This is a genomic window from Stenotrophomonas sp. GL_101, assembly GCF_057835675.1.
Genome location: NZ_CM174432.1, coordinates 1,624,708 through 1,650,785, shown reverse-complemented (window position 1 = coordinate 1,650,785; position 26,078 = coordinate 1,624,708). Strand labels below are relative to the sequence as shown.

27 protein-coding genes and 5 tRNA genes are annotated in these 26,078 nt (G+C 66.8%); 7 read left to right on the top strand and 25 right to left on the bottom strand.

Translation table 11 applies throughout. The features are described from left to right. Position 1: 1 nt before the first annotated feature. Entirely contained in the window at positions 2-628 is a 627-nt protein-coding gene (locus AC3IR9_RS07395; protein ID WP_038689176.1) for a DUF47 domain-containing protein, read from the bottom strand. Positions 629-909: 281 nt separating this feature from the next. Here AC3IR9_RS07395 and AC3IR9_RS07390 point away from each other — a divergent pair, with 281 nt between their 5' ends. Together AC3IR9_RS07390 and AC3IR9_RS07385 are read left to right on the top strand one after the other, a co-directional pair. Continuing rightward, complete coding sequence (locus tag AC3IR9_RS07390) at positions 910-2,220, top strand: hemolysin family protein (protein WP_489295061.1); 1,311 nt, start codon at positions 910-912, stop codon at positions 2,218-2,220. Next, on the top strand, positions 2,204-2,860 hold the full coding sequence (locus AC3IR9_RS07385) for an exopolysaccharide biosynthesis protein (RefSeq protein WP_489295059.1): 657 nt from the start codon (positions 2,204-2,206) through the stop codon (positions 2,858-2,860). Before AC3IR9_RS07390 ends, AC3IR9_RS07385 begins: the two co-directional genes overlap by 17 nt. A 267-nt stretch (positions 2,861-3,127) precedes the next feature. Here AC3IR9_RS07385 and AC3IR9_RS07380 read toward each other — a convergent pair whose 3' ends face one another. The 4 genes from AC3IR9_RS07380 to AC3IR9_RS07365 all read right to left on the bottom strand — a co-directional run bounded on the left by AC3IR9_RS07380 (position 3,128) and on the right by AC3IR9_RS07365 (position 5,961). Continuing rightward, complete coding sequence (locus AC3IR9_RS07380) at positions 3,128-3,637, bottom strand: pyridoxamine 5'-phosphate oxidase family protein (RefSeq protein ID WP_489295057.1); 510 nt, start codon at positions 3,635-3,637, stop codon at positions 3,128-3,130. Between the two features lie 67 nt (positions 3,638-3,704). Then, positions 3,705-4,694: an LLM class flavin-dependent oxidoreductase gene (locus tag AC3IR9_RS07375; protein WP_489295055.1), complete on the bottom strand. Its 990-nt coding sequence runs from the start codon at positions 4,692-4,694 to the stop codon at positions 3,705-3,707. A gap of 109 nt (positions 4,695-4,803) precedes the next feature. Then, positions 4,804-5,550: a sulfurtransferase gene (locus AC3IR9_RS07370; RefSeq protein ID WP_489295054.1), complete on the bottom strand. Its 747-nt coding sequence runs from the start codon at positions 5,548-5,550 to the stop codon at positions 4,804-4,806. Between the two features lie 45 nt (positions 5,551-5,595). Continuing rightward, the gene (locus AC3IR9_RS07365) at positions 5,596-5,961 is read right to left on the bottom strand and encodes a DUF6164 family protein (RefSeq protein WP_489295053.1); all 366 of its coding nucleotides are present in this window, start codon (positions 5,959-5,961) and stop codon (positions 5,596-5,598) included. Positions 5,962-6,025: 64 nt separating this feature from the next. Between AC3IR9_RS07365 and AC3IR9_RS07360 the strand changes: the two genes are divergently transcribed. Further along, positions 6,026-6,466: an FKBP-type peptidyl-prolyl cis-trans isomerase gene (locus AC3IR9_RS07360; RefSeq protein ID WP_489295052.1), complete on the top strand. Its 441-nt coding sequence runs from the start codon at positions 6,026-6,028 to the stop codon at positions 6,464-6,466. A 7-nt stretch (positions 6,467-6,473) separates the two neighbouring features. Beyond that, complete coding sequence (locus tag AC3IR9_RS07355) at positions 6,474-7,724, top strand: TIGR03862 family flavoprotein (protein ID WP_489295050.1); 1,251 nt, start codon at positions 6,474-6,476, stop codon at positions 7,722-7,724. Here the strand turns inward: AC3IR9_RS07355 and AC3IR9_RS07350 are convergent. The 5 genes from AC3IR9_RS07350 to AC3IR9_RS07330 form a co-directional block, all read right to left on the bottom strand. Further along, positions 7,721-8,191, bottom strand: a complete 471-nt coding sequence (locus AC3IR9_RS07350) for a GNAT family N-acetyltransferase (RefSeq protein WP_489295048.1) — start codon at positions 8,189-8,191, stop codon at positions 7,721-7,723. The genes AC3IR9_RS07355 and AC3IR9_RS07350 overlap by 4 nt on opposite strands. Before the next feature lie 11 nt (positions 8,192-8,202). Then, positions 8,203-9,825, bottom strand: a complete 1,623-nt coding sequence (locus tag AC3IR9_RS07345) for an FMN-binding glutamate synthase family protein (protein ID WP_489295046.1) — start codon at positions 9,823-9,825, stop codon at positions 8,203-8,205. Positions 9,826-9,855: 30 nt separating this feature from the next. Then, positions 9,856-11,142, bottom strand: a complete 1,287-nt coding sequence (locus tag AC3IR9_RS07340) for a nucleotide sugar dehydrogenase (RefSeq protein WP_489295044.1) — start codon at positions 11,140-11,142, stop codon at positions 9,856-9,858. Positions 11,143-11,435: 293 nt separating this feature from the next. Next, positions 11,436-11,891 carry a BLUF domain-containing protein gene (locus AC3IR9_RS07335; protein ID WP_489295042.1) on the bottom strand — a complete coding sequence of 152 codons (456 nt, stop codon included), beginning with the start codon at positions 11,889-11,891 and terminating at the stop codon, positions 11,436-11,438. Positions 11,892-12,003: 112 nt separating this feature from the next. Then, a complete protein-coding gene (locus AC3IR9_RS07330) occupies positions 12,004-13,029 on the bottom strand; it encodes a TraB/GumN family protein (RefSeq protein WP_489295040.1) in 1,026 nt (341 codons plus the stop codon). A gap of 231 nt (positions 13,030-13,260) precedes the next feature. Here AC3IR9_RS07330 and AC3IR9_RS07325 point away from each other — a divergent pair, with 231 nt between their 5' ends. Then, positions 13,261-13,593, top strand: coding sequence for a phosphohydrolase (locus AC3IR9_RS07325; protein WP_489295039.1), 333 nt, complete (start codon positions 13,261-13,263; stop codon positions 13,591-13,593). A gap of 55 nt (positions 13,594-13,648) precedes the next feature. On the opposite strand, the gene AC3IR9_RS07320 is transcribed toward AC3IR9_RS07325, so the two are convergent. Both AC3IR9_RS07320 and AC3IR9_RS07315 read right to left on the bottom strand, forming a co-directional pair. Further along, a complete protein-coding gene (locus AC3IR9_RS07320) occupies positions 13,649-14,653 on the bottom strand; it encodes a DUF5694 domain-containing protein (RefSeq protein WP_489295037.1) in 1,005 nt (334 codons plus the stop codon). A gap of 142 nt (positions 14,654-14,795) precedes the next feature. Further along, on the bottom strand, positions 14,796-15,488 hold the full coding sequence (locus tag AC3IR9_RS07315; RefSeq protein ID WP_489295036.1) for a glutathione S-transferase family protein: 693 nt from the start codon (positions 15,486-15,488) through the stop codon (positions 14,796-14,798). A gap of 396 nt (positions 15,489-15,884) precedes the next feature. Here AC3IR9_RS07315 and AC3IR9_RS07310 point away from each other — a divergent pair, with 396 nt between their 5' ends. Then, entirely contained in the window at positions 15,885-16,325 is a 441-nt protein-coding gene (locus AC3IR9_RS07310; protein WP_489295035.1) for a hypothetical protein, read from the top strand. Between the two features lie 142 nt (positions 16,326-16,467). On the opposite strand, the gene AC3IR9_RS07305 is transcribed toward AC3IR9_RS07310, so the two are convergent. The 9 genes from AC3IR9_RS07305 to AC3IR9_RS07265 all read right to left on the bottom strand — a co-directional run bounded on the left by AC3IR9_RS07305 (position 16,468) and on the right by AC3IR9_RS07265 (position 21,478). Next, a tRNA-Leu gene (locus tag AC3IR9_RS07305) sits at positions 16,468-16,554 on the bottom strand. A gap of 58 nt (positions 16,555-16,612) precedes the next feature. After that, positions 16,613-18,025, bottom strand: coding sequence for an oxygen-independent coproporphyrinogen III oxidase (hemN, locus tag AC3IR9_RS07300; RefSeq protein ID WP_489295033.1), 1,413 nt, complete (start codon positions 18,023-18,025; stop codon positions 16,613-16,615). A 44-nt stretch (positions 18,026-18,069) separates the two neighbouring features. Continuing rightward, the gene (locus AC3IR9_RS07295; protein ID WP_489295032.1) at positions 18,070-18,507 is read right to left on the bottom strand and encodes a group III truncated hemoglobin; all 438 of its coding nucleotides are present in this window, start codon (positions 18,505-18,507) and stop codon (positions 18,070-18,072) included. Between the two features lie 221 nt (positions 18,508-18,728). Then, the gene (locus AC3IR9_RS07290; RefSeq protein ID WP_489295031.1) at positions 18,729-18,965 is read right to left on the bottom strand and encodes a hypothetical protein; all 237 of its coding nucleotides are present in this window, start codon (positions 18,963-18,965) and stop codon (positions 18,729-18,731) included. Positions 18,966-19,186: 221 nt separating this feature from the next. Next, complete coding sequence (locus AC3IR9_RS07285; protein ID WP_489295029.1) at positions 19,187-19,636, bottom strand: BLUF domain-containing protein; 450 nt, start codon at positions 19,634-19,636, stop codon at positions 19,187-19,189. A gap of 153 nt (positions 19,637-19,789) precedes the next feature. Then, positions 19,790-19,863: transfer RNA gene (locus tag AC3IR9_RS07280), tRNA-Cys, on the bottom strand. A gap of 74 nt (positions 19,864-19,937) precedes the next feature. Next, a tRNA-Gly gene (locus tag AC3IR9_RS07275) sits at positions 19,938-20,013 on the bottom strand. A 147-nt stretch (positions 20,014-20,160) separates the two neighbouring features. Beyond that, positions 20,161-20,236: transfer RNA gene (locus AC3IR9_RS07270), tRNA-Gly, on the bottom strand. A gap of 135 nt (positions 20,237-20,371) precedes the next feature. After that, positions 20,372-21,478, bottom strand: coding sequence for an NAD(P)/FAD-dependent oxidoreductase (locus AC3IR9_RS07265; protein WP_489295028.1), 1,107 nt, complete (start codon positions 21,476-21,478; stop codon positions 20,372-20,374). 137 nt (positions 21,479-21,615) lie between these two features. Here AC3IR9_RS07265 and AC3IR9_RS07260 point away from each other — a divergent pair, with 137 nt between their 5' ends. Beyond that, positions 21,616-21,954: a hypothetical protein gene (locus tag AC3IR9_RS07260; RefSeq protein WP_489295027.1), complete on the top strand. Its 339-nt coding sequence runs from the start codon at positions 21,616-21,618 to the stop codon at positions 21,952-21,954. A gap of 92 nt (positions 21,955-22,046) precedes the next feature. Here AC3IR9_RS07260 and AC3IR9_RS07255 read toward each other — a convergent pair. From AC3IR9_RS07255 to AC3IR9_RS07240, 4 genes are all read right to left on the bottom strand, one after another. Next, positions 22,047-22,122, bottom strand: a tRNA-Gly gene (locus tag AC3IR9_RS07255). A gap of 46 nt (positions 22,123-22,168) precedes the next feature. Beyond that, a complete protein-coding gene (gene pgsA / locus AC3IR9_RS07250) occupies positions 22,169-22,792 on the bottom strand; it encodes a CDP-diacylglycerol--glycerol-3-phosphate 3-phosphatidyltransferase (protein WP_489295025.1) in 624 nt (207 codons plus the stop codon). 9 nt (positions 22,793-22,801) lie between these two features. Then, positions 22,802-24,649 (bottom strand): excinuclease ABC subunit UvrC, encoded by a 1,848-nt coding sequence (gene uvrC / locus AC3IR9_RS07245; protein ID WP_489295023.1) that lies wholly within the window; start codon positions 24,647-24,649, stop codon positions 22,802-22,804. Then, on the bottom strand, positions 24,646-26,061 hold the full coding sequence (locus tag AC3IR9_RS07240; RefSeq protein ID WP_489295022.1) for a hypothetical protein: 1,416 nt from the start codon (positions 26,059-26,061) through the stop codon (positions 24,646-24,648). Before AC3IR9_RS07240 ends, uvrC begins: the two co-directional genes overlap by 4 nt. Positions 26,062-26,078 lie beyond the last annotated feature (17 nt).

Sequence of the window (26,078 nt, the reverse complement as noted above, 5' to 3'; positions counted from 1 at the left end):
GTCAGCTGTTCTTGAGCACGATCTGGTACGCCACCACGCCCGCTTCGCGGCAACGGTCGATGGCTTTTTCCAGGATCTCGAAGAACTCCTTGAGCAGGAACATCTGCAGGTTGTCCAGGCGGCCGGAATAGATGTCGCGGTACAGCTCGAGCATCAGCCGGTCGGCTTCGTTCTCCAGCGAGCGCAGCTTCTCGTTCAGCGCGGTCATCCGGTCCAGGTTCATGTGGCGCAGGTCGTTGACCATCTCCACCACCACGCTGGCGGCCTGCTCGAGCATCGCCGCGCGCGGCGCGAAATCGATGTGCTCCAGGTGGGCGGTGGCCAGCGAGTAGCGGTCGGCGAACTTTTCCACCTGCTTGGGAATCTTGTACAGCGCCGAGCCGAGCGCCTCGATGTCCTCGCGCTCGATCGGGGTCATGAAGCTGTCCACCAGCGCCTGGCTGATCTTGTCCGAGGCGGCGCGTTCGCGCAGGCGGGCCAGCTTGAAGGCGTCCAGGGCCGGCTGGCGGTCCGAATCGCGCAGCATGGCGTGCAGCGCCTTGGCGCTGTCCTGGGCGGCCTGGGCAGCCTCGTCCAGCAAGGTGTAGAACTGTTTGCCGGAGCCGAAAATGGTCTGCAGAGAGAACATTGAGAAACCTATCCGCCGTCGAGGAAGGACGGCACAGGGCGGAATTATGACGGTTTGATGTCCGTTGCGGGTACTCCCCCGATCTTCACGCCGGAAAGGCCCTGTCTGAACGACTCTTCTTGCTTCCCTGCCCTGGCCTTTTGTTAAGATACGCAGGCGCCTTCGGGCGCACTCTATGGACGACGACCCTACCCCCCCGCCGCACCGCCGCGCTCACGCGCCCTACGGTAGCCGCCACCGCTTGAACACGCCCTCCCTGCCACCAACCGGGGACGACGCCCGTGTTTGAACTGATTATTGTCCTGGCCTTGATCCTGCTCAACGGCTTCTTTGCCATGTCCGAAATGTCGGTCATGACCTCGCGCAAGAGCCGCCTCAAGCAGATGGCCGGCACCAGCAAGCGCGCCGAACGCGCGCTGGAGCTGTCCGAGAAGCCCGAGAGCTTCCTGTCCACGGTGCAGATCGGCATCACCCTGATCGGCATCCTGACCGGTGTCTTCGGTGGCGAGGCGATCGGCCTGTCCATCGCCACCTGGCTGCATGGCCTGTTCCCGGCCTTCGCCTACGCCGACGGGGTCGGCAAGGCGCTGGCGGTGGTGCTGATCACCTTCCTGACGCTGATTTTCGGTGAGCTGGTGCCCAAGCGGCTGGCACTGACCCGCTCGGAGGACATCGCCGGGCTGGTGGCGCTGCCGATGAGCTGGCTGGCCCGGATCGCCTTCCCGTTCGTGTGGCTGCTGTCCCATACCACCCGGCTGGTGCTGCGCCTGCTGGGCCTGGGCAAGGACGAGTCGGCGTCGGTGACCGAAGAAGAGATCCGCATGCTGGTGGCCGAGAGCCACGAGGCCGGCGTGATCGATGCGCACGAGCGCGACATGATGAACCGGGTGATGCGCCTGGGCGACCGTACCGCCGACAGCCTGATGACGCCGCGCAACCGGATTGCCTGGCTGGACACGCTGGCCGACCCGGAGAAGAACCTCACCACGATGCGCGAGAACGAGTTCTCGCGTTACCCGGTGTACCGCGACAACGACCAGGACATCGTCGGCGTGCTGGAGGTCAAGAGCCTGGTGACGCGGCTGGTCCGCGACGACCATTCGCTGTTCCAGCAGCTGCGCGAGCCGCTGTACGTGTCCGACTCCACCCATGCGATGAAGCTGCTGGAGATCTTCCGCGAGGAACAGCAGTCGATGGCGCTGGTGGTGGACGAGTACGGCGAAATCCAGGGCGTGGTCACCATCAGCGACCTGATGGGCGCGGTGGTCGGGCGGCTGCAGTCGGTGGAGAACGTCGACGAGGATGCGCTGGTGGTGAGGCGCGAGGACGGTTCGTTCCTGGTCGATGGTTCGTTGTCGATCGAGGACCTGCGCGAGCTGATGGGCAACGTGGACCTGCCCGATGCCGAGGATGGCGATTACTACACGCTGGCCGGCATGTGCATCCATTTCTTCGGGCGCATCCCGCATGCGGGCGAGTACTTCGACTGGTCCGGCTGGCGTATCGAGATCGTGGACCTGGACGGAGCCCGGGTAGACAAACTGCTGCTGCGCACGCTGTCCGAGGAAGAGGCCGATGAGCTCACCGGCTGATCCATCCGCCCCCACCCCGGGGCGGCCGGAGTACCGCAACGAAGGTATCCGCACGCTGCTGGCGATGTTCGACCACGGCGATCCGGCGCATCGGCTGCTGCTCGGGGACATCCTGCGCGACCTGCAGCAGAGTGCGTTCGGCGTGTTCCTGTTCGTGGCGATCCTGCCGGCGTTCATCCCGATCCCGGGCGTGGGCGGTGCGGTCAGCGGGCCGTTGATCCTGCTGATCGGTGCGCAGATGCTGTTCGGGCTGCGGCGGCCGTGGTTGCCACGCTTCATCGCCAGCCGGGGCCCCAGGCGCGGGACGATGCACAAGTTCCTGGCCCGCATCGACGGGCCGTTGCGGCGCCTGGACCGCTTGTTGAAGCCGCGCCTGCCGGCCCTGCTGGCCCCGCGGCCGGCACATGCGTTCACCGGGCTGCTGCTGATCCTGGTCGGGGTCCTGCTGTCGCTGCCGATCCCGTTCACCAACTATCTGTTCGGCTTCCAGCTGCTGTTGTTCGCGCTGGCACTGCTGGAACGCGATGGGGTGCTGATGCTGCTCAACTGGATCGGCGCGGTCGCCGCCGTGCTGTTCTTCGGCTTCAGCTCGGGGCAGCTGGTCAGCTACACGGTGGAGCTGTTCCAGCGCTGGTTTTGAACGGCCCGGTGCGGTGGTGGCTTCGTTCGGGTGCTCCTCGATCGTGTGAGCCCCTTGGTGGCCGGCAGGCCCTTGGCGCAAATGTCCCCCGGCCGACGCCTGCGGCGACGGCCTCCTCCTTGATTTTGCCCAAGAGCCTGCCGGCCACCAAGGGGCTCGGCTTGCGGTAGGCGAAGACACGCGCGCACCGATAACCTTCGGTAGGTCACCACCGTTGGTGGTGACGCTGATCGCCATGGATTGCTGACCGCTTCGACTGCGTAGCGATCACGCCCCTGGTTTAAGGTCCACGGTGCCGGTGTCCGACAACGTGCCCGGATCGTCGGTGACCGCCGACAACACAAAGTACAGCGCCTTGCCCAGCAAGCCACCTGGGCCGTCCCAGTACTCGGCCGATTCGGCGCTGACGTGGATCAGGCGCAGGTTGGGATCGTCCTTGCCGCCGGGAAAGAACAGCTTCATGGCCGGCGACCAGAGCGCGTCGATCTTCGCGCGGTCATTGACGATGCGGGCGGTGCCCGCGACGGACACATAGGTGTTTCCCGAGGGCGAGGAATAGGACACGTTGACGCGCGGATGCAACGCGATCTCGGCGACCTTGGGGCTGTCCGCCTCGGTGGCGAACCACAGGTCGCCGTCGAACTCGACGTCCTGCGTGCCCAGCGGGCGGCTGTACAGACGCCCGTCGACTCCGACGGTGGTGAACATGGCGATGTCCACATCGCCGATCATGTCGGCCAGTTGCCGGATGTGCTGTTGGCGGTCGTGCTCTGCCATCGGGTGACTCCTTGATCGGGGTCCACCATCACAGCCGATCCATGGCTACGACGGTGTGATCGGGAGGTCACGCCACCTTCGCGCACCAGGCCTGCATCGCCAGCCCGAACGAACGCTTGCGTGCGCCGTGGTCGAAGATGTTGGCGGTGAGCAGGAGTTCGTCGGGCTTGTGGCGGGCGGCGAAGGCGGCCATACCCTCGCCCACCTGGCCTACGTCGCCAACCACCGCGCAGGCCAGCGCATTCTGTACGCCCTGCTTTTCATGCGGTTCCCAGAATGCCTCGATGTCCTCGATCGGCGGCGGGACCAGGCCGGGCCTGCCGCGGCGCAGGTTGACGAACGCCTGCTGCTGGGTGGTGAACAGGCGCCGGGCTTCGGCGTCGGATTCGGCGGCGACCACGTTCAACCCGAGCACCGCGTAGGGCGCCTGCCGATACTGGGAAGGGCGGAACTCGCGGCGGTACACCGCCAGCGCTTCGTCCATCGCATCGGGGGCGAAGTGCGAGGCGAACGCGAACGGCAGCCCCATCGCGGCGGCCAGGCGCGCGCTGAACAGGCTGGAGCCCAGCAGCCAGACCGGCACCGGGATGCCCGCACCGGGCACGGCGCGGACCGCTTGGCCGGGCTGGGCCGGTTCAAAGTAGTGCAGCAGCTCGCGCACGTCCTGCGGGAACTGATCGGCGCTGTCGAAGTAACGGCGCAGTGCACGCGCGGTGGGCTGGTCGGTACCGGGCGCGCGGCCCAGGCCAAGATCGATGCGGTCCGGATACAACGAGGCCAGGGTGCCGAACTGCTCGGCCACCTGCAGCGGCGAGTGGTTTGGAAGCATGATCCCGCCGGCGCCGACGCGGATGCGCTGGGTCCCGCCGGCCACGTGGCCGATCAGCACGGCCGTGGCGGCGCTGGCGATGCCGGGCATGTTGTGGTGCTCGGCCAGCCAGTACCGGTGGTATCCCCAGCCTTCGGCATGCTGGGCCAGGTCCAGCATATTGCCGAACGCCTGCGTGGTATCGCTGCCTTCGCAGACCGGGGCCAGATCAAGAATCGACAGGTGCATGAACGCGTTCCCTAAAAGGTATGCGTTGGCAATGGGGGCTGGACCAAGGCAGTACGAGGGTCACCGGCGGAATGGTGATTCCTGTACGGCCCGGTCGCGGCCCCTCACCTCACTCGGCGGCCTGGTCCACCAGGGGTTTCAGCTCGGCATCCAGCGCCACGCGCTCGTCGAACACGAAACAGCGGCCCTCGTAGCCTTCGCCCCCCACCGCTTCAAAGTAGCCGAGGATGCCGCCGTCGAGCTGCAGCACGTTGTCCATGCCGTCGTTGCGCATCCACAGCGCAGCCTTCTCACAGCGGATTCCGCCGGTGCAGAAACTGACCACGGTGCTGTCCCGCAGCGCCTGCCGGTGCGGAGCCAGCGCGTCGGGCAGGTCGGTGAACTTGCTGATCGGCAGCACCAGCGCACCCTGGAAGGTGCCATACTCGATTTCCTGGGTGTTGCGGGTGTCCAGCATCACCACCGGCTTGCCGGCGTCGTCATGGCCCTGCCGCAGCCAGCGCTGCACGGTGGCCGGGTCGACCGAGGGCGCGCGCGGGTAGGCCAGCGGTTGGCCGTCATCCAGGCGGAAATTGATGATCTCCGGCTTGACCTTGGCCTTGAGCCGCGCAAACGGCTGCATCTGGCTGTGGCTGGTCTTGACCCGCATGCCGGCAAAGCGCGGATCGGCGTGCAGCGCGGCGTAGAAGTCGGCGATGCCCGCCTCGCTGCCGGCCAGGAACAGGTTGATGCCCTCGCCCGCCACCAGGATGGTGCCGCGCAGGCCGGCCGCGCTGGCGCGCTCCAGCAGGGTCGCGCGCAGCGCATCCGGGTCGGCGATGGAGGTGAAGTGGTAGGCAGCGGTATTGGCGATCATCGGCGCATTTTAGCGCACCGGCGGGGGGCTGCCCGGCGCCCCGGTTCAGCCGCGCAGCAACACGAACGGCAGGAACACCAGCGCCGCCGCGGCGACCATGCCCAGCAGCACCGCGACCACGAACAGCGGCCGGCGCTGCAGCAGGCTGCCGAACGTTTCGGCCGTGCCATCGCGCAATGCCGCCTCGCGCTCGGCCCGCACGCGCGCCCCGCGGGCCTCTTGATAGGGTGCCATCAACGCCTTGGCCCGCGGCAGGTCCTCGTTGTCGCGTATCCAGATCCCGCCCCAGGAGATCCCCCACGGGCTGGGCTCGGTGCGGTAATGGGCAATGCCCGCCTGGTCCAGCAGGGCGGTCACGTCCTGGATTTCATCGTCTGCGACGTTGCGCAGGTTGAGCAGCAGTTTCGACATGCGCCCATGATAGCGCCCGGCGATGCGCTACCCTTGCGTCCCGTTTTTCCGATCCGGAGCCGCCATGCGCCGCCTGCCCGCCTACCTGCTTGCTCCCTTGATGTTGCTGGCGCTCGCCGGCTGCACCCCGCCCGGCCCGCCCCCGGGCGGCAGCATCGCGCAGTTCGAGAAGATCGACACCCAGCCCGGCACCGGTGCCGAGGCAACCCCGGGCAGCAAGGTGACCGTGCACTACACCGGCTGGATCTATGACGAACGCAGCGCCGACAAGCACGGCGACAAATTCGACAGTTCGGTGGATCGCGGCGAACCCTTCCACTTCGACCTCGGCCAGGGCCAGGTCATCAAGGGCTGGGACGAAGGCTTTGCCGGCATGAAGGTCGGCGGCAAGCGCACGTTGATGATCCCGGCCGAGTACGGCTACGGCGATCGCGGTGCCGGCCCGATCCGGCCCGGTTCCTCGCTGGTGTTCGATGTCGAGCTGCTCGACGTCAAGCCACGCTGATCCCTGCATGACCGACCAGCACAAGCGCACGCATCGCGTTGCGATCATCGGTGGCGGCCCGGCCGGCCTGATGGCGGCCGAGACCGTGCGCGCCGCCGGCCACCAGGTCGACATCTATGAGGCCAAGGGGTCACCGGGGCGCAAGTTCCTGGTCGCCGGCAAAGGCGGCCTGAACCTGACCCATTCCGACCCGCATGACCTGTTCGTCTCGCGCTATCGGGAACGTGCGGCCGAGGTGGGCGCGTGGCTGGCCGACTTCGATGGCCCGGCGCTGCGCGACTGGGCGCGCGAGCTTGGCGTGGAGACCTTCGTGGGCAGTTCCGGCCGGGTGTTCCCGGTGGATCGCAAGGCCGCCCCGCTGCTGCGTGGCTGGGTACGACGACTGAAGGAACAGGGCGTGCGCCTGCATGTCCAGCACCGCTGGACCGGGTGGCAGGGCGACGGGGCACTGCGCTTTGAAACACCGGACGGCGCGGTGGCCGTCACGGCCGACGCGGTGGTGCTGGCGATGGGCGGCGGCAGCTGGCCCGAACTGGGTTCGGATGCCGCCTGGGTGGCGCCGCTGACCGCGCGCGGGGTGGATATCGCCCCGCTGCAGCCGGCCAATGGTGGCTTCGACCTGGACTGGAGCCCGTATTTCCGCGACCGCCAGGCCGGTGCGCCGTTGAAGCCGGTGGTGGCGTACTGGACCGCGCTGGACGGCCAGCCGCGTTCGCTGCAGGGCGAGTTCGTGATCAGCGCCGACGGCATCGAGGGCAGCTTGATCTACGCGATGGCCGCCGACCTGCGCGACTCCCTCGCCCGCGATGGCCAGGTGGAGCTGCAGCTGGACCTGCTGCCAGGGCAGACCGAGGCACAGCTGCTGGACAAGCTGCAGCGCTCCCGCCAGGGCCGCAGTTTCGGCGAGCACCTGCGCCGCCAACTGGGGCTGGGCGGGGTGAAATCGGCGCTGCTGTTTGAAGTGCTCGGCAAGGAAGCGGGGCAACTGCCGCCGGAACGCATCGCCGCTGCGCTCAAACGCCTGCCACTGGCGCCATTGCGTCCGCGGCCGATCGCCGAGGTGATCAGCACCGCCGGTGGCGTGCGCCTGGAAGCGCTGGACGCCCAGTTGATGCTGCGCGACCTGCCGGGCACGTTCTGCGCCGGTGAGATGCTGGACTGGGAAGCCCCGACCGGTGGCTACCTGCTGACCGCGTGCTACGCCAGCGGCCTGCGTGCCGGACATGGCGCGGTGGCATGGCTGGACAGCGCCGGTTAGGACCCGGGTGCGGGGCGCTGCATGCGCACCGATGCCAGCGCGACCCCGCTGGGGTGCGGGTAGATTTCCTCGCGCAGCGCTTCAAATCCACATCGCCGGTAGAACGGCACCGCGTTGAGCGACGCCGACAACCGCAACGGCCGAACCGGATCGGCCAGGGCCTCCATCGCCAGCATCAGCTGCTGGCCGATGCCACGCCCGCCGCAGTCCGGATCAACGAACAATGCATCGATCTCGTTGCCGGCCTGGTCGATCACCGCATAGCCCAGCAGGCGCCCGTCCTGCGTTTCGGCCACGATGCAGCCTCCCTGCGCCAGCAACGCGCGATAGTGCGCGGGCGGCGGCGATGCCGACCACGGTTCGATCACTTCCGGCGGATAGGCCGCGCTGCACAGCTCGCGCACGCAACGCGTGCGCAACTCCCACAGGCTATCGGCTTCCTCCTCGCGTCCACGGCGTAACCGCATGCCCAGCCCTCTTAACGTGATTTGCTCGCGCGCAGCGCCTGGATGCGCGCCGGCGGCTGGAACGAATCACTGCGCGCGTCGCTCCAGTAATCATGGAATACCGCATGGTCGGGTACCTGCCGCAGCAGTTCACCGGGGCTGAGGTAGCGGTACAGCGAGGCCAGCGAACGGATCTCCACCGGCGAAACGCGGCGCAGGATGTGTTCGGGGCCCAGCTCGGCCGGATGGTTCAGGCCGGCCGCGCACAACAGGTCGCGCAGGGCGCGCACCGTGTTGTCGTGGTAGCTGTGCACGCGGGTGGCCTTGTCGGTCGCGTCCAGATGGCGCCAGCGCGCCGGATCCTGGGTGGCGATGCCGGTGGGGCACTTGTCGCTGTGGCAGCTCAACGACTGGATGCAGCCCAGCGCGAACATGAAACCACGGCCGGCGTTGCACCAGTCCGCGCCAAGCGCGATGGTGCGGGCGATTTCGAACGCACTTGTGACCTTGCCGGCTGCGCCGATCCGGATCCGCTCGCGCAGGTCCAGCCCTACCAGCGTGTTGTGGACCAGCAGCAGCGCCTCGTGCATCGGTACGCCGACATGGTCGATGAACTCGGCCGGTGCCGCACCGGTGCCACCTTCGGCGCCGTCGACGACGATGAAGTCCGGCAGCAAACCGGTTTCCTGCATCGCCTTGGCGATGCCGAACCACTCCCACGGATGCCCGATCGCCAGCTTGAAGCCGACCGGCTTGCCGCCGGACAGCTCGCGCAGGCGTGCGACGAACTGCAGCAGCTCAACCGGCGTGCTGAACGCAGAGTGCTTCGACGGTGACACGCAGTCCACGCCCATCGGCACGCCACGGGTGATCGAGATTTCGGCGCTGACCTTGGCCGCCGGCAGCACGCCGCCGTGGCCGGGCTTTGCCCCCTGCGACAGCTTGATCTCGATCATCTTGACCTGGTCGTGGGTGGCGTTGGCCACGAATTTCTCTTCGCTGAAGCCGCCCTCATCGGCGCGGCAGCCGAAATAGCCCGACCCGATCTCCCACACCAGGTCGCCGCCCATCTCGCGGTGGTAGGGTGAAATCGAGCCTTCGCCGGTGTCATGGTAAAAGCTGCCGCGCCGCGCACCTTCATTGAGTGCGCGGATCGCATTGGCCGACAACGAGCCAAAGCTCATCGCCGAGATGTTGAATACGCTGGCCGAATAGGGCTTGGCGCAGTTGGGGCCGATCAGCACGCGGAAGTCGCTGTGGGCGATCTCGGTGGGCGCCAGCGAGTGGTTGATCCACTCATAGTCGACCGCGTAGGTGCTGCGCAGCGTGCCGAAGGGCACTACGTCCATTTCATTCTTGGAGCGCTGGTAGATCAGCGCGCGCTGCTGGCGCGAGAACGGCACGTCTTCCAGGTCGCTCTGCACGAAGTACTGGCGGATCTCCGGGCCGATCGACTCCAGCCCGTAACGGAAATGCGCCATGACCGGGTAGTTGCGCCGCAGCGTGCTGCGCTTCTGCACCAGGTCCCAGGTGCCCAGCAGCGCCAGCGCTGCGGTGGTGCCGACCCCCCAGTACCAGGCCGGCCAGAGCGTGGCCAGCCACAGGCAGACCGGGAACAGCAGGATGGCGAGCACGTAGACCAGATAGCGATGCATGGCTTTCCTTGATCAATAACGCAGTGAAGTCTACAACCGGTCGTCGACCACGTCCCGCGGCCACACTGATTTGACGTCGTACACCACCCCGTCCGGCTTCAGCAGCGCGCGGATGCTGGCGCTGTCGAACGCCCGGAACTCATCGTGGGCCACGGCCAGCACCACCGCATCGAACGCACCGGGATCGGCGCGTTCCACCCAGTGCACGCCGCTGTCGGCCAGGGCCGCCGGCCCCACCCAGGGGTCCTGCACGTCCACCCGTGCACCGCTGGCCTGCAGCGCCTGCGCCAGCTCCAGCGCGCGGCTGTTGCGCAGGTCCGGGCAGTTCTCCTTGAAGGTCACCCCGAGCACCAGGATATGCGTGGACGCCGGCCGTTTGTCCCGCGCCGCCAGCAGCGCCAGCACCCGTTCGGCCACGTGCGCGCCGACCCGGTTGTTGACCTGGCGCGCGGTGTGGATCAGGTCGGGGTGGTAGCCGACACTTTCGGACTTGTGCAGCAGGTAGTACGGATCGACACCGATGCAGTGGCCACCCACCAGGCCGGGGCGGAACGGCAGGAAGTTCCACTTGCTGCCCGCCGCGTCGAGGACGTCCTGGGTATCGATGCCGAGCCGGTCGAAGATCAGCGCCAGTTCGTTGACCAGCGCGATGTTGACGTCGCGCTGGATGTTTTCGATCACCTTGGCCGCCTCGGCGACACGTATCGATGGTGCCGGCCAGGTGCCGGCGGTGATGATGCCCGCGTACAACGCATCGACCAGCGCGGCCACCTCGGGCGTGGAGCCGGAGGTGATCTTGCGGATGTCCGGCAGGCGGCGCTGGCGGTCGCCGGGGTTGATCCGTTCCGGGCTGTAGCCGCAGTAGAAATCCTGGTTGAAGCGCAACCCGGAGATTTCCTCGAGCAGCGGCACGCACACCTCTTCGGTGGTGCCCGGGTACACGGTGGATTCGTAGATGACCAGGTCGCCTGGCTTGAGGACCCCGGCAATCAACGTCGATGCGCTGCGCAGCGGCCCCAGGTCGGGCTGCTCGAATGCATCGATCGGGGTCGGCACGGTCACGATGTACACGTTGCACCCGGCCAGGTCGGCCGGATCGACGCTGTAGCGGGCGTGCCGCGCGGCGGCCAGTTCGTGCGGCTCCATCTCCAGGGTGTGGTCGTGGCCGCGCTGCAGCTCCTCCACCCGCGCATGGTCGATGTCGTAGCCCAGCGTGGGCTGCCGGCTGCCGAACGCCACAGTCAGTGGCAGGCCCACATAGCCCAGCCCGATCACCGCCAGCCGCGCCTGCGTGGCGGCGCCGATGCCAGCGGCCATCAACTGCGCCTCCGCAGGGCGTGGGCACGGACGGGACAACGCGGCAGGCAGGAGGGACTCATCTGAGGGGCGCCAGGAAAATACATGGCGCAAGCCTAACGCGGGAGTGCCCGCGCCACAAAGAACAAAGCCGCCGCCCGCGGAGAGTACGGACGACGGCCAATAAGTGGTCCAGCTGCGGTTACTACCCTTTCAGACGGCCTGGCGGAATCTCCGCACGACCGGTCACAGCTGGTAGGTCAATGCTAGGGCAACCCCCGTGAGAATCGTGTTACGTGCAGAGAACCATTGCGTTACGAGCCCAACATCACCGCCGCCGGTTCCAGTTCGCCGGACACCCCGGTCCACAGTTCCAACAGGCGTGCGAAGCCAATCCGCGGCTGACCGTTGACCGGTGCCGCCGCGCTGAACCCTTCCCAGTGGTGTTGCACCATGCTGGTCAGTACCTCCGGCTCGATCGCCGCAGAGGTCATCGTCCAGCGCGGGAAGTGCCGGGTTGCTACCGGCCCCCGCGCCAGCTCGCGCAGGTGCGCATGGCTGCGCGCATTGAGCACGCGCTGGTACACCGAGTCCACGCCGTCCTCCGGGCCCTCAAAGTACTGCAGGAACCGGGTGCCATCGAACATCAACACGCCCGTGACCCCGGCCACCTTGTTGAAACTGGACGCCGCCAGCAGGATCCGATCGATATCCGATGCCTGGATCCCTTCAACGGCGACGCTGGTATATGCAATCGCACGCAACGACATGCGGATGAAACTCCCCTGTGAACTTACCTGACTATGCCATGAACCTTCACGTCTAGATAGGTAAGAACTGTGCGCGACAGCACGCACGAATCGACGGCGATCTGCAAAGGCATCAAGGTGCCTCGACCGCGTAGCCGGCCTGCTCCAGCCGGGCCAGATAACCGCCTGGCTGCAGCAGCATCTGCACTGGCACCACCGCAAAGGTGGTCGCATTGCCTGCCAGTGCCGTGCGTGCGGCGCGCAGCCATTTTTCCGCCGCCTGCTGCTCCACTCCCGCCAGGCCGCGACGCTGGCCGAACGCGCTGTCGGACACCGCCCCAAGGCAGGCGTCGTACTGGCTCTGCACGGCCAGCCGCTGCAATGCCTCGGTATCGCCCACAGCCCATGCATTGGCGCGCTCGACCAGCAGCGGCAACTGGCGTTCAACCACGTCCAGGGTGCGCTCGAAGCACTGCGTATCCTGCAGCGTGCCACCACGCACTTCCTTCAGTGCCTGTCGCGGGTCATCGATCTTCACCGCCACCCGGGTCACCACCGGCTTCAACCCGCGCGCCTTGTAAGCCTTGTCCAGTACCGTCGACACCGGCGTGCCACGGCCCAGCCCGACCGACTTCAACGCCTCGGCATACAGACGGATGGCGGCGACCAGCGGGCGGTCCTTCTCCACCCCGCGATCACGCCCCAGATAGCGCTGCTTCAGCGGCAACCAACGCGCATACAGCGGGGCCGGCAGGATCTGCTCGAGGCGGCGCCCCTGCGGGTCGTGGGCGGCCTTCATTGCCGACGGCAACAAGGTCAAGCCCTTGAAGAAGCCGACATCGGCATCCAGCGTCCAGCCGGGTTGCCCCAACACCTGGTCGGCCTGGGCGATCACCGCCTGCACCTCGTCGGCGCGCCAGTCCAGCTTGGCCGGCAACGGCGATACCGTGCCCAGTATCCACAACACGTGGCCATCGGGCCCGGTGATTTTCCACAGGCCCGGGCCGGGCTGCACGCCGGACACCAGCACCGGCGCCATGTCCACGACCGCCGGCCGTGTCGATGCCGCCCCGGGCGCCTGCTGCGCCTGCGCGACCGCCCCCCATGCCAGTGCCATCGCCAAGGCGACTGCCTTCCCTGCCCGTGCTGCGTTCGCCATGGTGCCTTGCCTGTGATGGGGTCGTGCGCAGCCTACGAGGTCGCGCAGGCGGCCGCGTAAAGGTTGCGTTCGGTGTGGACGAGGTGTTGATGGCCGGCGCGCATACTGCCTGCATCGATCCCAAGGAGATGCCCCATCGATACCCTTCACCGCGCTGAAGCCCTCGCCCGCCGTGCCCATGCCAGTCAGTTCGACAAGGCCGGCCTGCCCTACATCGGCCATGTCGCCCGCGTGGCCGCCCGCGTGCAGGGCGATGCCGACGCCGAAGCCGTGGCCTGGCTGCACGATGTCGTCGAAGACTGTCCGGCATTCGCCGACCAAGTGGATGACTTCCCCCTGCCCATCCGTGTGGCGGTGTCCTGCCTGACCCGGCGCAAGGACCTCCCTGCCGATGCGTACTACGCGGCCATCCGTGCCAATCCGTTGGCGCTGAAGGTCAAGCTGGCCGACATCGCCGACAACAGCGATCCCGGCCGCCTGGTGCACCTGCCCAGCGAGGTCGCGCAGCGGCTGGTCGCAAAGTACGCACACGCGCTGCAGGTGCTGGGCGTGGCGCCGGCCTGAGCCGCGCGCTGCGCGTGGTGGTGGCGGGCACGGAAAGCCGAGTGCCCGCCGCAGGTCAGGGCGTCAGCAGCGTCTGTACGTCGACAATGTCCACATCGTGCATGGCGCCCAGGTAGGTGTCGAAGTACGGCTTGTGGGAGGCGCCCACGATCGCCAGGACACGCGCCCCGGGCACCTGGGCGAAGGCGCTGCGCACGTTGGCCACCATGCGCAGGTTGCGGGTTTCCCACCATGCGACGTACTGGCGGCCGAAACGCTGCGGCGAAGGCTCGGCGAGCGCGGCACCAAAGTCCATCTGCACCGCTTCCTGCAGCACGTCCGGAGCATTGATGAAGCGGTACAGCGCCAGCATGTCGCTGCCCTGCTCCAGCGCGGTCTGGCGTGGCCCGAAGCTCGGCGATGCCGCCGTCCAGATGGCCTGGATGGTCGCCTCGTACTCGGCGCTGGCATTGCGCTTGATGCTGTCGGCGCTGTGGTCGTCCACCGCATACACGCGCTGCAGCCCGAGCCGGGCCGCCAGTGCCGCACCGATCTGGAAATTCTCGTTGGGGTGGGCGGCCAACCGGTCCAGCGTTTTCACCAGCGCCGCGTCCACCCCATCACCGCTTCGACGTTCGCTGGCAGGCAGCTGCAACCACTGCACCACGGCCGAGGACGCCTCGCCGGCGGCGGCAAACACGCCCGCCAGCTGCCGGCGCTGCGCCGGGGTCGGCGCCGCGGGCCATGCGGCGAGGATCGTGTCCATCCTGGCGGCTGCACTGACCGCATCCAGGCCGGTCGACTGGCGTGCCACGCCTGGGCTGCTGCAGAAGCTGGACGCGGCCTCCGGATACACGGTGGGGTGCCGGGCCAGGTGATCGCACTGCAGCCCGGACAGGCCCTCCACGGTGATTACCTGGGGGCCGAACGCGGCCAGGCGGTCCAGCAAGGGCTGCAGCGAGGCGGCGCGGAAACCGGCCGGCATCTGCGACAGGTGCACCGTGCCGAGCGTCGCCACCTCGGTCCTGGGACCGCTGACGCGCGCGGCCAGCGCAGCAGGGTCGAAGGCCAGCGCGGGCATCGACAGCGACCATCCCAAACATCCCACCCACCACCTGGCTGCTGCCTTCATGCCGCGCTTGCTCCCTGTCGCGCGCACCTCGCGCCGCCGGCAGCGTATCGGGGCCCATTGCGCGCCGGTAGTGCCGGCCGGCACCCCTCTGTCAGGCCCGGTCCGGCGCCGTGCGGTAAGGCTCTTCGAAGGGTCGGAAGTCGTGTTCGGCCAGCGCGCCGGCCACCCAGTGCTGCACGCCTGGCAATGCCTGTACCGCGTCCATGTAGCGTTGCACGCGCAGGGACACCGGCACCGCATAGGTCTTCAGCCGCATCACCACCGGCGCGAAGAACGCGTCGGCGATGCTGAAACGATCAAACAGCAACGGGCCGTCATGCCGGGCCAACACGGTCTCCCAGAGTGCCTGCAGCCGCTGCACATCCTCCACGACCGCCGGCTGCTCGCGCAGTACGCGCGCGCCGACCTCGGGCAGGTGCGCCTCGACGTTCATCGGGAAGTGTTGGCGCAGTGCGCTGAAGCCGCTGTGCATCGCCGCGGTCACGCAACGGGCCTGCGCACGCTGGTCGGCGGCGGCTGGCCACAGCTGCAACGCGGGGAAGCGCTCGGCCAGGTACTCGGCGATCGCCAGCGAATCCCATATCACCTGCTCGCCATCGACAAGCACCGGCACGGTAGCGGAGGGAGACAATGCCAACGCCTCGCGCTTGAACTGCGAACCGGCATCGAAACTGTCGAAACGCAGCAGCACTTCGTCGAACCCGATGCCCGCCTGGGTCATCAGCACCCATGGGCGCATCGACCAGGACGAGTAGTTCTTGTTGCCGATATGGAGCGTAAGCATGGCGGTGGCCGCACGCGCAGGAAGGGAGCGCTCATGCTAACCAAAGACGCCTCGCTGGCGCAGGCCTGCCTTGGTGGAGGCACGCCGACGTGATGGTGCCCGGAGCCGGAATCAGCCCCCCCTTGTGACACAGGGCTTCTGAGCGATCCTGGGGAAATCCTGCCAAGTCTGCGGCAGGAAGCTCCGATCGCCTCGTCGAGCAGCCAGCCGCCCGGCTCGCTGAAGTAGCCAGAGCCCAGTCCAGGTGGCTATGTCAGGGGGCGACGACCGAGGGTAATCCCCCAGGCAACCGCGAAATTACTTTCGTTGTTCAGTCACTAGCCGGGGTCGCACGGGGGATACTGCAACTCCGCAGTGCCGAGGTCAGATCCGATGCTGAGATGCACACCGCACTCGGTGTTTTCGTGGAACTATGAGGTTTCTGGTCTTGCGCTTGGCGACGCGCAGATCATGTTCGAGCCATTATCCGATCAGGGCATCATCGTATTCAATGACGTCAAGCTCGGTGTCCGAAAGAAGGGATGGGTAAATGCATGCTGGACCCTTGAACAGGGCGATAACATTGTCGCCGTCGCGAGAAAACGCGGTGTGATGGGTCACTCGTTCGATCTGACCTGGGGAGGTAATGCCTTTGTCCTAAAGCAACAGACCTTGATAACACGAGGCTACGACATACTCCTCGGGGATGCTGTGGTTGGCACCATTGAACCTGAGCATCCCCTCACTCGCAAAGCACGCGTGGAGTGTGAGACCACGGCGGACGACATCGTTCAATTGTTCTCATTTTGGCTCGTCGCAATGGTCTGGCGAAGCACCACAGATGCGTCCCCCACCTGAACCTCAGCGAGAACAACGACCGGCGGTCGCAAAGGTTGCGCCAAGGGAGAGTCGACCCTGGGTCATCCCCCACAGTCAACCCAAAATCGCCTTCACCAGCACCTGCCCATAGCGGCGCACGGATCCCTTGAGAAATGGCCGATGGTGCCCGGAGCCGGAATCGAACCGGCATGGAGTTGCCTCCGGCGGATTTTAAGTCCGATGCGTCTACCAGTTTCGCCATCCGGGCCACGGCGCACATAGGGTGCCTGATCGCGCCCGGTTTGGGAATGCGCAGTGCCGCGCCCTCAGATCGCGCGTGAATACCGTACCGGTTGATCGGCCCGGGCCAGGTACCGGTCGAAACACATCGCCAGCAGCCGCAGCAACGGACGACCGCGCTCGGTAGCGCGGACCACGCCGTCTGCATACTCGGCCAGGCCATCGCGCACCAGCGGCTGCAGCGCCTGCAGCGCATCAGCGAAACAGGTGTCGAACACCACCCCATGCCGTGCCGCCAGCGCACGCCCGTCCACCTCGCCCTGGCACATCAGCTGGCCGATCAGCTCGGCACGCAACACGTCATCGGCATCCAGCTGCAGGCCACGCCACACCGGCAGGCACCCGGCATCCACCGCCGCCTCCCAGCCGGGCAGATCGCGCGGGTTCTGGCTGTAGGTGTCGCCGATATGGCTGATGGCGCTGGCACCCAGCCCAACCAGGTCGGTGTCGGCATGGGTGGTGTAGCCCATGAAGTTGCGGTGCAGCTGGCCGGCGCGCTGCGCGCGGGAAAGGTCTTCGTCGGGCAGCGCGAAGTGGTCCATGCCCACGTACTGGTAACCGGCCAGCGACAATCGGCGCACCGCCAGCCCGAGCAGCGCCAGCTTCTGTTCGGGACTGGGCAACGCCGCCTCGGGAATCTGTCGTTGTGCCTTGAACAGATGCGGCAGGTGCGCATAGCCATAGATCGCCAGCCGATCCGGGCGCTCGCGCAGCACCGTTTCCAGGGTCTGCGCAAAGCCGGCCGGGGTCTGGTGCGGCAGGCCATAGATCAGGTCGACATTGACCGAGCGCAGCCCGTACTCGCGGCACGCGCGCAGGATATCCAGGGTCTGTTCAACGTCCTGTTCGCGGTTGATCGCCCGCTGCACCACCGGGTCGAAATCCTGGATGCCGAGACTGGCGCGGTTGAAGCCGAGCGCGGCCAGCGTGGCGATATCGCTGCGGCTGACAAATCGCGGGTCCAGTTCGATGGAGAAGTCGCGGTGGGCCGCCGTACTGAAGGCGAAGCGATGACGCAGGCCTTCAACCAGCTCGTGCATCTGCGCGGCCGCAAGGAAGTTCGGAGTGCCGCCGCCCAGGTGCAGCTGGATGACCTCGCGCGAGGTGTCGAACAACGGCGCGATCCGGTCCGCTTCGCCGAGCACGCGTGCAACATAGGCCGCACCCTTGCTGTGGTCGCGGGTGATGACCCGGTTGCAGCCGCAGTAGAAACACGGGCTGCTGCAGTACGGCACGTGCACGTACAGCGACAGCGGCCTGGCCGCGCCCTGGTTGCTGGTAAGGATCGCCGCACGCAGCTGCTGCGCGCCAAAGCCATCGTGGAAATGCGGGGCGGCCGGATAGGAGGTGTAGCGCGGGCCGGGCCGGTCGTGGCGGCGCAGCAGGTCCGGGTCGAAATGCCAGGCAAGCCCGGCGGCGGCAGGCGGGATCGTATCCATGCCACCAGCGTGCGCCAGTCCGTCGGCGCGCGCATTGAGCAGGATCAATCCCGGCCGGGAGCACCGGCCATCGGCAGGCTCGGCCAGCGCAGCATCTGGAAACGCCGCCAGAAGGTATCGGCGATGCGCGTGGCCACGTCATCGGCCAATCGTTGCATCGGCCGATTGGCACCCTCGGCGGTGGTCTGCCGGAACAGCGCCAACCAGCGATCGAACAGATCGCGGTCCAGTTCGTCCATGGCCATGTGCTTTGGCATCGGCGCACCACTGAAGCGACGCGTGCCGCGCAGCATCGCCGACCAGAAATCGACCAGTTGCGCCAGGTGCGCGTCCCAGTCCTCCACCCGCGCGGCGAACACCGGCGCAAGACGCGGCTCCAGGCGCACGCGCGCGTAGAAATCGTGCACGAGCCGGGTCACCTCCTGCTCGCTGCACAGGTCCAGTGACGGCGTCGGCAGCGCAGGGGCAGACGGGTCCAGCATGGCGGTGCTCCAGGGTCGACGGCGCCCAGCATCGGCCAGGCGGCGGTGCAGCGCCTTGATAAGGATCAATGTGCGCGCAGATCGTGCGCGCACGCGAACTCCGCACGGGGTGCCGTCAGGCCAGCCTGCTGATGCTGCCGGGTATCGGCCTGTATCGGTTGTAGATCACCCACCCCGCGTCACGCTGCCATCGCCGGAGGGCACCGGTCCCCCAACCGGTGTCAGCGCGCGCGCGTGGTCCTTGGCGGCACCATCTGCGCGCGCCGGACAATGCCGAGCTGCTCGATGATCAACGCCAGCTCGTTGGTGACCTGGGTACGGCTGCGGCCTTTGGGCACCAACCGTTCCAGTACCTGTTGATAGGTAGTCCAGAATTCCGGGCCGCAGCCATGCTTGCAGTAACTGGCTTCCAGCTCGGTGCGCACGCCATCAGCCAAGTCATGTACGCCGTAATGCATACGACCTCCCTTGGACTTGCCCTGCTTCGGAGACGAGCAACCACCCTGTTTTCAGCTTGTCGCGCAATACCAGCAAAGACAACAAAGGATTCACTTGCGGTTAACCTAAAATTTGCACGGTCTTCGCGCCAAGTCAATCGGCACGATCACTCTCGCGATAAGCTCGCTGAACCGTTCACATAATCCTCCCTCAGGCGCAGCATCCGCCGGAGGGATCAACCTCAATGCGCCGCACTCGTCTCCGGCGGCGTATCCAGATATCGGGCCACCACTTTCAACAAGCGGTCCAGGCCGGTGGCCGCTGCGGGATCACCGTTGACCCGCTGCGTAAAGCCAGCCCAGTCGCCCTCGGAAAGCTGCTGGATCAGCGCCGGATCCACGCTCAACCAGCGCATGCCCCAGTAAGGAAACCAGCGTTGTTCCACGCGCCCCCGGTTGAGCTCGACCACCGCCTGATGGCTGTGCGCCTGCAGCACCCGCTCATACACCGCCGCTACGCCGTCTTCAGGCCCTTCGAAGTACTGCAGGAACCGTTGGCCATCAAACAGCAGCACCCCGGTGACGCCCGCCAGCTGGTTGAATCGGGCGGCGTCCTGCACAAGGCTGTCCAGACCGGCGTTGGACAAGCCGGCGGAGGCCTCGCTGACGTAGGCGATCGCACGAAGGGGCATGGGCGGAGTCCTCGGGATAAGGGCCAATGCTGTCACCTTCAGCCAGATGAATAAAGTGACCGAATGAAGGGTTCAGATAGTACCCCGTGCGACGAACTCGACGCCGGAAAACGCATGAAGCCCGCTTCCGCGGGCTTCATGCTTATTTCAATCTGGAGGCCTGGACGGGAATCGAACCCATCTCAACGGATTTGCAGTCCGGTGCATAACCACTCTGCCACCAGGCCGGTGACCCTACCGCCAATCAGGGAAATCATACCCCGATATGACAAGACCCCGAGAACGGGGCCTGGTCAGGATTTGGAGCGGGAAACGAGACTCGAACTCGCGACCTCAACCTTGGCAAGGTTGCGCTCTACCAACTGAGCTATTCCCGCAAAATCAGCCACGTATCTTACCGAAACCGCAGGTAACACACCAGCCTTTTCACACTTTTTCCTGCATCCCCGTCGACCGTGCCGACCCCGGATGCCCGCGTGCCACCGCGGAGAAAAACAAAGCCCCACCGGGGCCCTGTCGATATCTGGAGCGGGAAACGAGACTCGAACTCGCGACCTCAACCTTGGCAAGGTTGCGCTCTACCAACTGAGCTATTCCCGCAGAATTTCTGCTTGCTCCAACGTCTCTACACCCTGGGTGCTGGAGACTGCCGGCCCATCGACCTGCGTCGAAGGAGCGCTATTGTGTCGGGATTCCTTCACGCCGTCAATAAGCTTGTTCAGCCGATGCATCGGGTCACACCCGCATGCCGCGTCGATGGAAATAGACCTGCTCGGCCACCCGTCGCATCACCCCGGACTGCAGCATCAGATCGAGCGGCCAATCCATCTGCAGATGATCCATTGCCCAGCGCATCAGCCGCTTGCGGCGGAAGGTGGGAGCCGCGCGGGCCGCAACCGGCTCGGGGGGCGGCCCCTTGCCACGCAGGTGCAGTGCCACCGCATCCCCGACCGTCCAGCCATGGCGCCACGAGGAGTGGATACCGCCGGCGGACAGTGGCGAGACGATACCGGCCGCGTCGCCGGTGAGCATCAGCCCCGGCGCGGTGATCGGTCCGTCCGGCAGGCCGCAGGGCACCAGCCCGGCGCGGGTGGCACTGGGCATCGCGCTGGCGGGCAGCCCCACGACATCGCGCACGTGCGCCAGGAAGCCTTGCAGGTCCGGTTGCCGGACGTGCCGTGGGTCATGCCGCAGGGCCAGGCCGATCTGGATCCCGGTCGGATTCTGCGCCGCCCAGCCGATATAGCCCGGCGCGAAACGTTTGCTGGCAAAACAGTGCAGCGCCCCCGGCTCGGCCAGCTGCAGGCCGGCAAATTCGTGTTCGACGCCGTAGAGGTTGTCGCGCACCTGCCCCAGCCCGGTGCGTTGGGCCACGCGCGACCGCGCGCCGTCTGCACCGACCAGGTAGCGCGTGCGCCCCGCTCCATCCACCTGCCAACCGTCGCCCTCGCGCTGTGCCTGGGTGAAGGACTGCTGCAATCGCAGGTCCACGCCATTGGCGCGCAGTTCCTCGGCCAGCCAGCGCATCAGGTTGGGCGTGTCGGTGGTCATGAAGTAGTACCCGGGCGCGGCCAGGCGCACGCTACGCAGGTTGGGCGCGTAAAGCCGTACCTGTTCGACCCGCTGTACCAGTTCGGCCGGCAGTCGTTTCAGCCATGTCTGTTCCACCACTTCCTTGACCAGTATCCCGGTGGTGTGCAGGCGCGCCCCCGGGTCGGCCTTGCGCTCCAGCACGCAGACGCGCAGCCCATACTGGGCCGCCGCCAACGCACATGCCGCGCCGGCGAAACTGGCGCCGACGATGACCAGGTCCCAGTCGTAGTGCGCGGAGGTGTTCTGCATCTCGGTGGCCCTGCATGGTGAAGGACCACAGGGTCAACGCCACCCACGGGGAGGCGATGAAGTACCGGTGAAGTGGGCATGAAGCGCCACCCCGCGCGTATGATCCGGAACAGGAATACCGCATCGAACCGAGACGCATGAAACCGGCATTCCGCAGCATGATTGGCCTCCTCGCCGCCGCAGGTCTGTTGATGGCCAGCGTGGCGACGAACCTGGGGTCGAACACAATCATGTTGTTGCTCGACCGGGACAACTTCATCCCTGAACAGTCATCGATCTTCAGCTTCGACCCGTATCTCATCAACCCGGGGTCATCGAACTACTGGCTGTATGGCAAGGACCGCAGGTACTACTACTACTTTACCTACCAGTACCCGGCACCGTACCTGTACATCCCGGTGAACAACGCCTGCCCCGGCTTTGATCCCAATGCGGTGGCTACCTGGTGCGATGCGCGCAAGGGACGGCGGCGTTGAGCGCGCGGACGCCAGACCAACGAAAAAAGCGACCCGGAGGTCGCTTTTTCGTTGGTATCGGCAGCACTGAAAACCGCCGCGAACACCGTATCTGGAGCGGGAAACGAGACTCGAACTCGCGACCTCAACCTTGGCAAGGTTGCGCTCTACCAACTGAGCTATTCCCGCTTGGGAGGCGAGATTCTACAGCCAAACCGGGGGCTGTCAACAGCCCTCAGCCATTCTTTTTTGCACGCGTACTTTCGCGTGCGGCGCGCTCGTCCTCGCGCAGGCTTGGCCACGCCGCGTGCAGGTACTGCAGGCCGGAGAACAGGGTAAGGACCGAGGCGATCGCCAGTGTCCAGTCGCCGATGTGGAAGACGGTGGTACCCATCCAGATATCCTGCATCGGCGTATGCGGGGCCACCGAATACAGCAGGCACAGCAGCGCCACCATCTGTGCGGTGGTCTTGACCTTGCCGATCATCGCCACGCGCACCTTGGCGCGCTGGCCAAGTTCGGCCATCCATTCGCGCAGCGCGGACACGGCGATTTCACGGCCGACGATCACCGCCGCCCACACCGCCATCCAGGCAGTGGGATGGCCCTGCACGATCAGGAACAACGCTACGGCCACCATCAGCTTGTCCGCGACCGGGTCGAGGAAGGCGCCGAACGCCGAGGCCAGGTCGTAGCGGCGCGCGATCCAGCCATCCAGCCAGTCGGTGATCGCAGCCAGGCCGAAGATCGCCGCCGAGGCGAAATTGGTCCACTTGTAGGGGAGATAGAACACCAGCACGAGTACCGGGATCATCAGGATCCGCAGCAGGGTGAGCCAGGTGGGGAGGGTCAACTTCATTGCGTCTCTCTACTCGCCCGCCGCGTCGGGCGTGGGCAGTCCATGCAGGTTAGCGTAGATGCGTGCAGCGAGGGCGTCATTGATGCCGTCCACTTTCGCGATTTCCGCCTCGCCAGCGGCCTTCAGGCCCACCAGGCCGCCGAAATGCTTGAGCAGGCTGGCACGTCGGCGCGGGCCGATCCCGGCGATGTCTTCCAGCTTGCTGGTCATGCGCGCCTTCTGGCGGCGCCCGCGGTGGCCGGTGATGGCGAAGCGGTGGGCTTCGTCGCGCACCTGCTGGATGAACTGCAGGGCCGGCGAGGCCGCGCCCGGGCGCAGCTCGCGGCCGTCGGGCAGCACCAGGGCTTCGTGCCCTGCCCTGCGCTCCACGCCCTTGGCCACGCCGACCAGCATCACCCCTTCCACGCCGAGATCGGCCAGCGCGGCCTGGGCCTGGCCCAGCTGGCCGGCGCCACCGTCGATCAGCAGCAGGTCCGGCAGCACGCCGTCTTCTTCAACCGCGCGACGGAAGCGACGTTCGATCGCCTGGCGCATGGCGGCGTAATCATCGCCCGGCTCGATGCCGCTGATGTTGAAACGTCGGTACTGGCTGCGCACCGGGCCGCTGGCGTCGAACACCACGCACGAGGCCACGGTGGCCTCGCCCATGGTGTGGCTGATATCGAAGCACTCCACCCGCTTGACCTGTTCGGCCAGGCCCAGCATCACCCGCAGGTCTTCGCTGCGCGCGTGCTGGGCGCTGCGGCTGGTGAGTTCGCTGACCAGGGTGATCTGCGCGTTGCGGCTGGCCAGGTCGACATAGCCGGCGCGTTCGCCGCGCACGTTCCATTTCAGCTGCACCTTGTACTCGGCCGAGGCCGACAGCGCCGATTCGATCAGGCTGGCGTCGGGGATCTCACGGTCGAGCAGGATCTCGCGCGGCGGTGAATGCTCGGCGTAGTACTGGGAAACGAACGCGCCCAGTACTTCCTCGGCGCTATCTTCGCCGTTGGTGCGGGGGTAGAACGGGCGCGTGCCCAAGTTGCGGCCATCACGGAAGGCAAGCAGCATCACGCAGGCATTGGCCCCCTGGGTGGCACAGGCCAGCACGTCCAGGTCGGCGGCACGACCGTCGACATACTGGCGGGTCTGCATGCTGCGCAATGCGGTGATCAGGTCGCGCAGGCGCGCGGCCTGTTCAAATTCGAGCGTTTCGCTGGCGGCCTGCATCTGGGTGCCCAGTTCGCGCGCCAGCTGGTCGCTTTTGCCTTCCAGGAACATCGAGGCGCGGCGGACCGATTCGGCGTAGTCGTCGGGCTTGACCAGTTCCACGCAGGGCGCGCTGCAGCGGCCGATCTGGTACTGCAGGCATGGCCGCGAGCGATTGCGGAACACGCTGTCTTCGCAGCTGCGCAGCTTGAACAGCTTGTGCATCAGGTTGAGCGTCTCGCGTACCGCGGTCACCCCCGGATACGGCCCGTAGTAGCGGCCCGGCACCGCGCGCGGCCCACGATGCAATGCGATGCGCGGCCACTCCTCGCGGGTCAGCAGCACGTGCGGGTAGGTCTTGTCATCGCGCAGGGACACGTTGTAGCGCGGCGACAGCGATTTGATCAGCTGGTTTTCCAGCAGCAGGGCCTCGGCCTCCGAGCGGGTCACGGTGACGTCCATGCGCGCCACCTGCGACAGCATCGACATGATCCGGGTGGTCTTGGGCGTGCCGCTGAAATAGCTGCCCACGCGGTTGCGCAGCGCGCGCGCCTTGCCGACGTACAACAGGGTGTCGTCGGCGGCGTACATGCGGTACACGCCGGGAGCCGTGCTCAGGTGGGCCGCAAATGCCTTGCCATCGAAGGCCGGAACGGTGGACGCAGTCATTCGCTGATCGGCACGTCGCTCAGTACGCCGCTGACCGGGTCGAACCGCAGCACGGCATGCGCATCGGTCTCGGCAATCCACACCGCACCACCGCCCAGCGCCAGCCCCGCCGGGCCGTGCAGGCGCCGCGGCAGTTCCAGCGTGCTCAATTCGCCGCCACCCAGCCGCAGGGTGCGCAGCCGCCCGTTGCCGGTATCGGCAATCCACAGCAGCGGCGCGTCGGGGCTGAGCGCGATCGCCTGCGGGTACTGCAACTGGGCCAGCGTGCGCGGGCCATCCTGTTCGCCAAACGACCACAGGCCCTGGCCGACCAGGGTCTGCACCAGATCGCCGCGCAGCTGCATGGCGCGGATCGATGAGCCCAGCGCATCGCAGACGTACAGCACCTGCTGCACGGCGGCCAGCGAGGCCGGCTGCGCGAACGCGGCCAGGTGGCCGCTGCCGTCGCGCTCGTCGATCGCACCGGAGCCGGCGCGCCAGTTGAGCGTGCGCTGCCCCAGGTGATAGCTCCATATGCGGTTGTCGCCAGCCATGGCAATGTGGATCTGGTTGTCGGCTACGGCCAGGCCCTGCGGGTGATTCAGTGCAACCAGGCGCGGCTGGGCGACATGCCCTTCGATCGGTTCGCCGGGACGGCCGGTGCCGACCAGGGTGTCGACCTGCCCGGTCAGCAGGTGGATACGGCGCAACGCATGGTTGCCGGTGTCGGCCACATACAGCGACTCGCGTTCCAGGGTCAGCCCTTGCGGCCGGTTGAAGGCGGCCTCGCCCGGCCCACCATCCATGAAATCGGCCGTGCCCAGCCCGAACTGGCGCAGCACGCGCCCGCCGTGGCTGCATTCGAGCACGCGGTGATGGCCGCTGTCGGCGATATACAGGCGCTCGGTGGTCGCCACCAGCCCGGTCGGGAACAGCAGCGGCAGGCGCGGCTCGGGATGCAGTTCGCGGGCCCGCGACAGCTCGCCGTCGGCCGGGCGCGAGCCGCCTTCGCACAAGGCGTTGAGCGCGCGTTCGAGTTCGCCACCGAAGCCCACCAGGCGCTCGCGTTCGCGACCCTGCGCATCCAGCAGTACCAGCGTCGGCCACGCGGTGATGTTGAAGCGGCGCCAGCCATCCCAGTCGGCATCGAGCAGCGCCGGGGCGCCCAGGCCCTGGCGGCGCAGCAGCTTCAGCGCCTGCTCCGGGTCGCGTTCACAGTCGAAGCGCGGGACCTGCAGCACCAACAGCTGCAGCTTGCCCGGGTTGCGCGACTGCCATTGCGCCAGTTCGGCCAGGCGCTGTGCGCACCACACCGAGGCGGCATTGACGAAGGCCAGCACCACCGGCCGCCCGCGCAGCTCGGTCAGCGTGGTGGGGGCGGCGTTGAGCCACGTGGCGAATTCCGGCAGGTCCTGGACAGGCTGTACGTTCATGCCCCGATTATGCCGGA

What these genes read in the sequence shown, in the direction of transcription:
- AC3IR9_RS07395 (WP_038689176.1), bottom strand. Translation starts at nt 628, where the DNA reads ATGTTCTCTCTGCAGACCATTTTCGGCTCCGGCAAACAGTTCTACACC.
- AC3IR9_RS07385 (WP_489295059.1), top strand. Translation starts at nt 2,204, where the DNA reads ATGAGCTCACCGGCTGATCCATCCGCCCCCACCCCGGGGCGGCCGGAG.
- AC3IR9_RS07380 (WP_489295057.1), bottom strand. Translation starts at nt 3,637, where the DNA reads ATGGCAGAGCACGACCGCCAACAGCACATCCGGCAACTGGCCGACATG.
- AC3IR9_RS07375 (WP_489295055.1), bottom strand. Translation starts at nt 4,694, where the DNA reads ATGCACCTGTCGATTCTTGATCTGGCCCCGGTCTGCGAAGGCAGCGAT.
- AC3IR9_RS07370 (WP_489295054.1), bottom strand. Translation starts at nt 5,550, where the DNA reads ATGATCGCCAATACCGCTGCCTACCACTTCACCTCCATCGCCGACCCG.
- AC3IR9_RS07365 (WP_489295053.1), bottom strand. Translation starts at nt 5,961, where the DNA reads ATGTCGAAACTGCTGCTCAACCTGCGCAACGTCGCAGACGATGAAATC.
- AC3IR9_RS07360 (WP_489295052.1), top strand. Translation starts at nt 6,026, where the DNA reads ATGCGCCGCCTGCCCGCCTACCTGCTTGCTCCCTTGATGTTGCTGGCG.
- AC3IR9_RS07355 (WP_489295050.1), top strand. Translation starts at nt 6,474, where the DNA reads ATGACCGACCAGCACAAGCGCACGCATCGCGTTGCGATCATCGGTGGC.
- AC3IR9_RS07350 (WP_489295048.1), bottom strand. Translation starts at nt 8,191, where the DNA reads ATGCGGTTACGCCGTGGACGCGAGGAGGAAGCCGATAGCCTGTGGGAG.
- AC3IR9_RS07345 (WP_489295046.1), bottom strand. Translation starts at nt 9,825, where the DNA reads ATGCATCGCTATCTGGTCTACGTGCTCGCCATCCTGCTGTTCCCGGTC.
- AC3IR9_RS07340 (WP_489295044.1), bottom strand. Translation starts at nt 11,142, where the DNA reads ATGGCCGCTGGCATCGGCGCCGCCACGCAGGCGCGGCTGGCGGTGATC.
- AC3IR9_RS07335 (WP_489295042.1), bottom strand. Translation starts at nt 11,891, where the DNA reads ATGTCGTTGCGTGCGATTGCATATACCAGCGTCGCCGTTGAAGGGATC.
- AC3IR9_RS07330 (WP_489295040.1), bottom strand. Translation starts at nt 13,029, where the DNA reads ATGGCGAACGCAGCACGGGCAGGGAAGGCAGTCGCCTTGGCGATGGCA.
- AC3IR9_RS07320 (WP_489295037.1), bottom strand. Translation starts at nt 14,653, where the DNA reads ATGCCCGCGCTGGCCTTCGACCCTGCTGCGCTGGCCGCGCGCGTCAGC.
- AC3IR9_RS07315 (WP_489295036.1), bottom strand. Translation starts at nt 15,488, where the DNA reads ATGCTTACGCTCCATATCGGCAACAAGAACTACTCGTCCTGGTCGATG.
- hemN (WP_489295033.1), bottom strand. Translation starts at nt 18,025, where the DNA reads ATGGATACGATCCCGCCTGCCGCCGCCGGGCTTGCCTGGCATTTCGAC.
- AC3IR9_RS07295 (WP_489295032.1), bottom strand. Translation starts at nt 18,507, where the DNA reads ATGCTGGACCCGTCTGCCCCTGCGCTGCCGACGCCGTCACTGGACCTG.
- AC3IR9_RS07290 (WP_489295031.1), bottom strand. Translation starts at nt 18,965, where the DNA reads ATGCATTACGGCGTACATGACTTGGCTGATGGCGTGCGCACCGAGCTG.
- AC3IR9_RS07285 (WP_489295029.1), bottom strand. Translation starts at nt 19,636, where the DNA reads ATGCCCCTTCGTGCGATCGCCTACGTCAGCGAGGCCTCCGCCGGCTTG.
- AC3IR9_RS07265 (WP_489295028.1), bottom strand. Translation starts at nt 21,478, where the DNA reads ATGCAGAACACCTCCGCGCACTACGACTGGGACCTGGTCATCGTCGGC.
- AC3IR9_RS07260 (WP_489295027.1), top strand. Translation starts at nt 21,616, where the DNA reads ATGAAACCGGCATTCCGCAGCATGATTGGCCTCCTCGCCGCCGCAGGT.
- pgsA (WP_489295025.1), bottom strand. Translation starts at nt 22,792, where the DNA reads ATGAAGTTGACCCTCCCCACCTGGCTCACCCTGCTGCGGATCCTGATG.
- uvrC (WP_489295023.1), bottom strand. Translation starts at nt 24,649, where the DNA reads ATGACTGCGTCCACCGTTCCGGCCTTCGATGGCAAGGCATTTGCGGCC.
- AC3IR9_RS07240 (WP_489295022.1), bottom strand. Translation starts at nt 26,061, where the DNA reads ATGAACGTACAGCCTGTCCAGGACCTGCCGGAATTCGCCACGTGGCTC.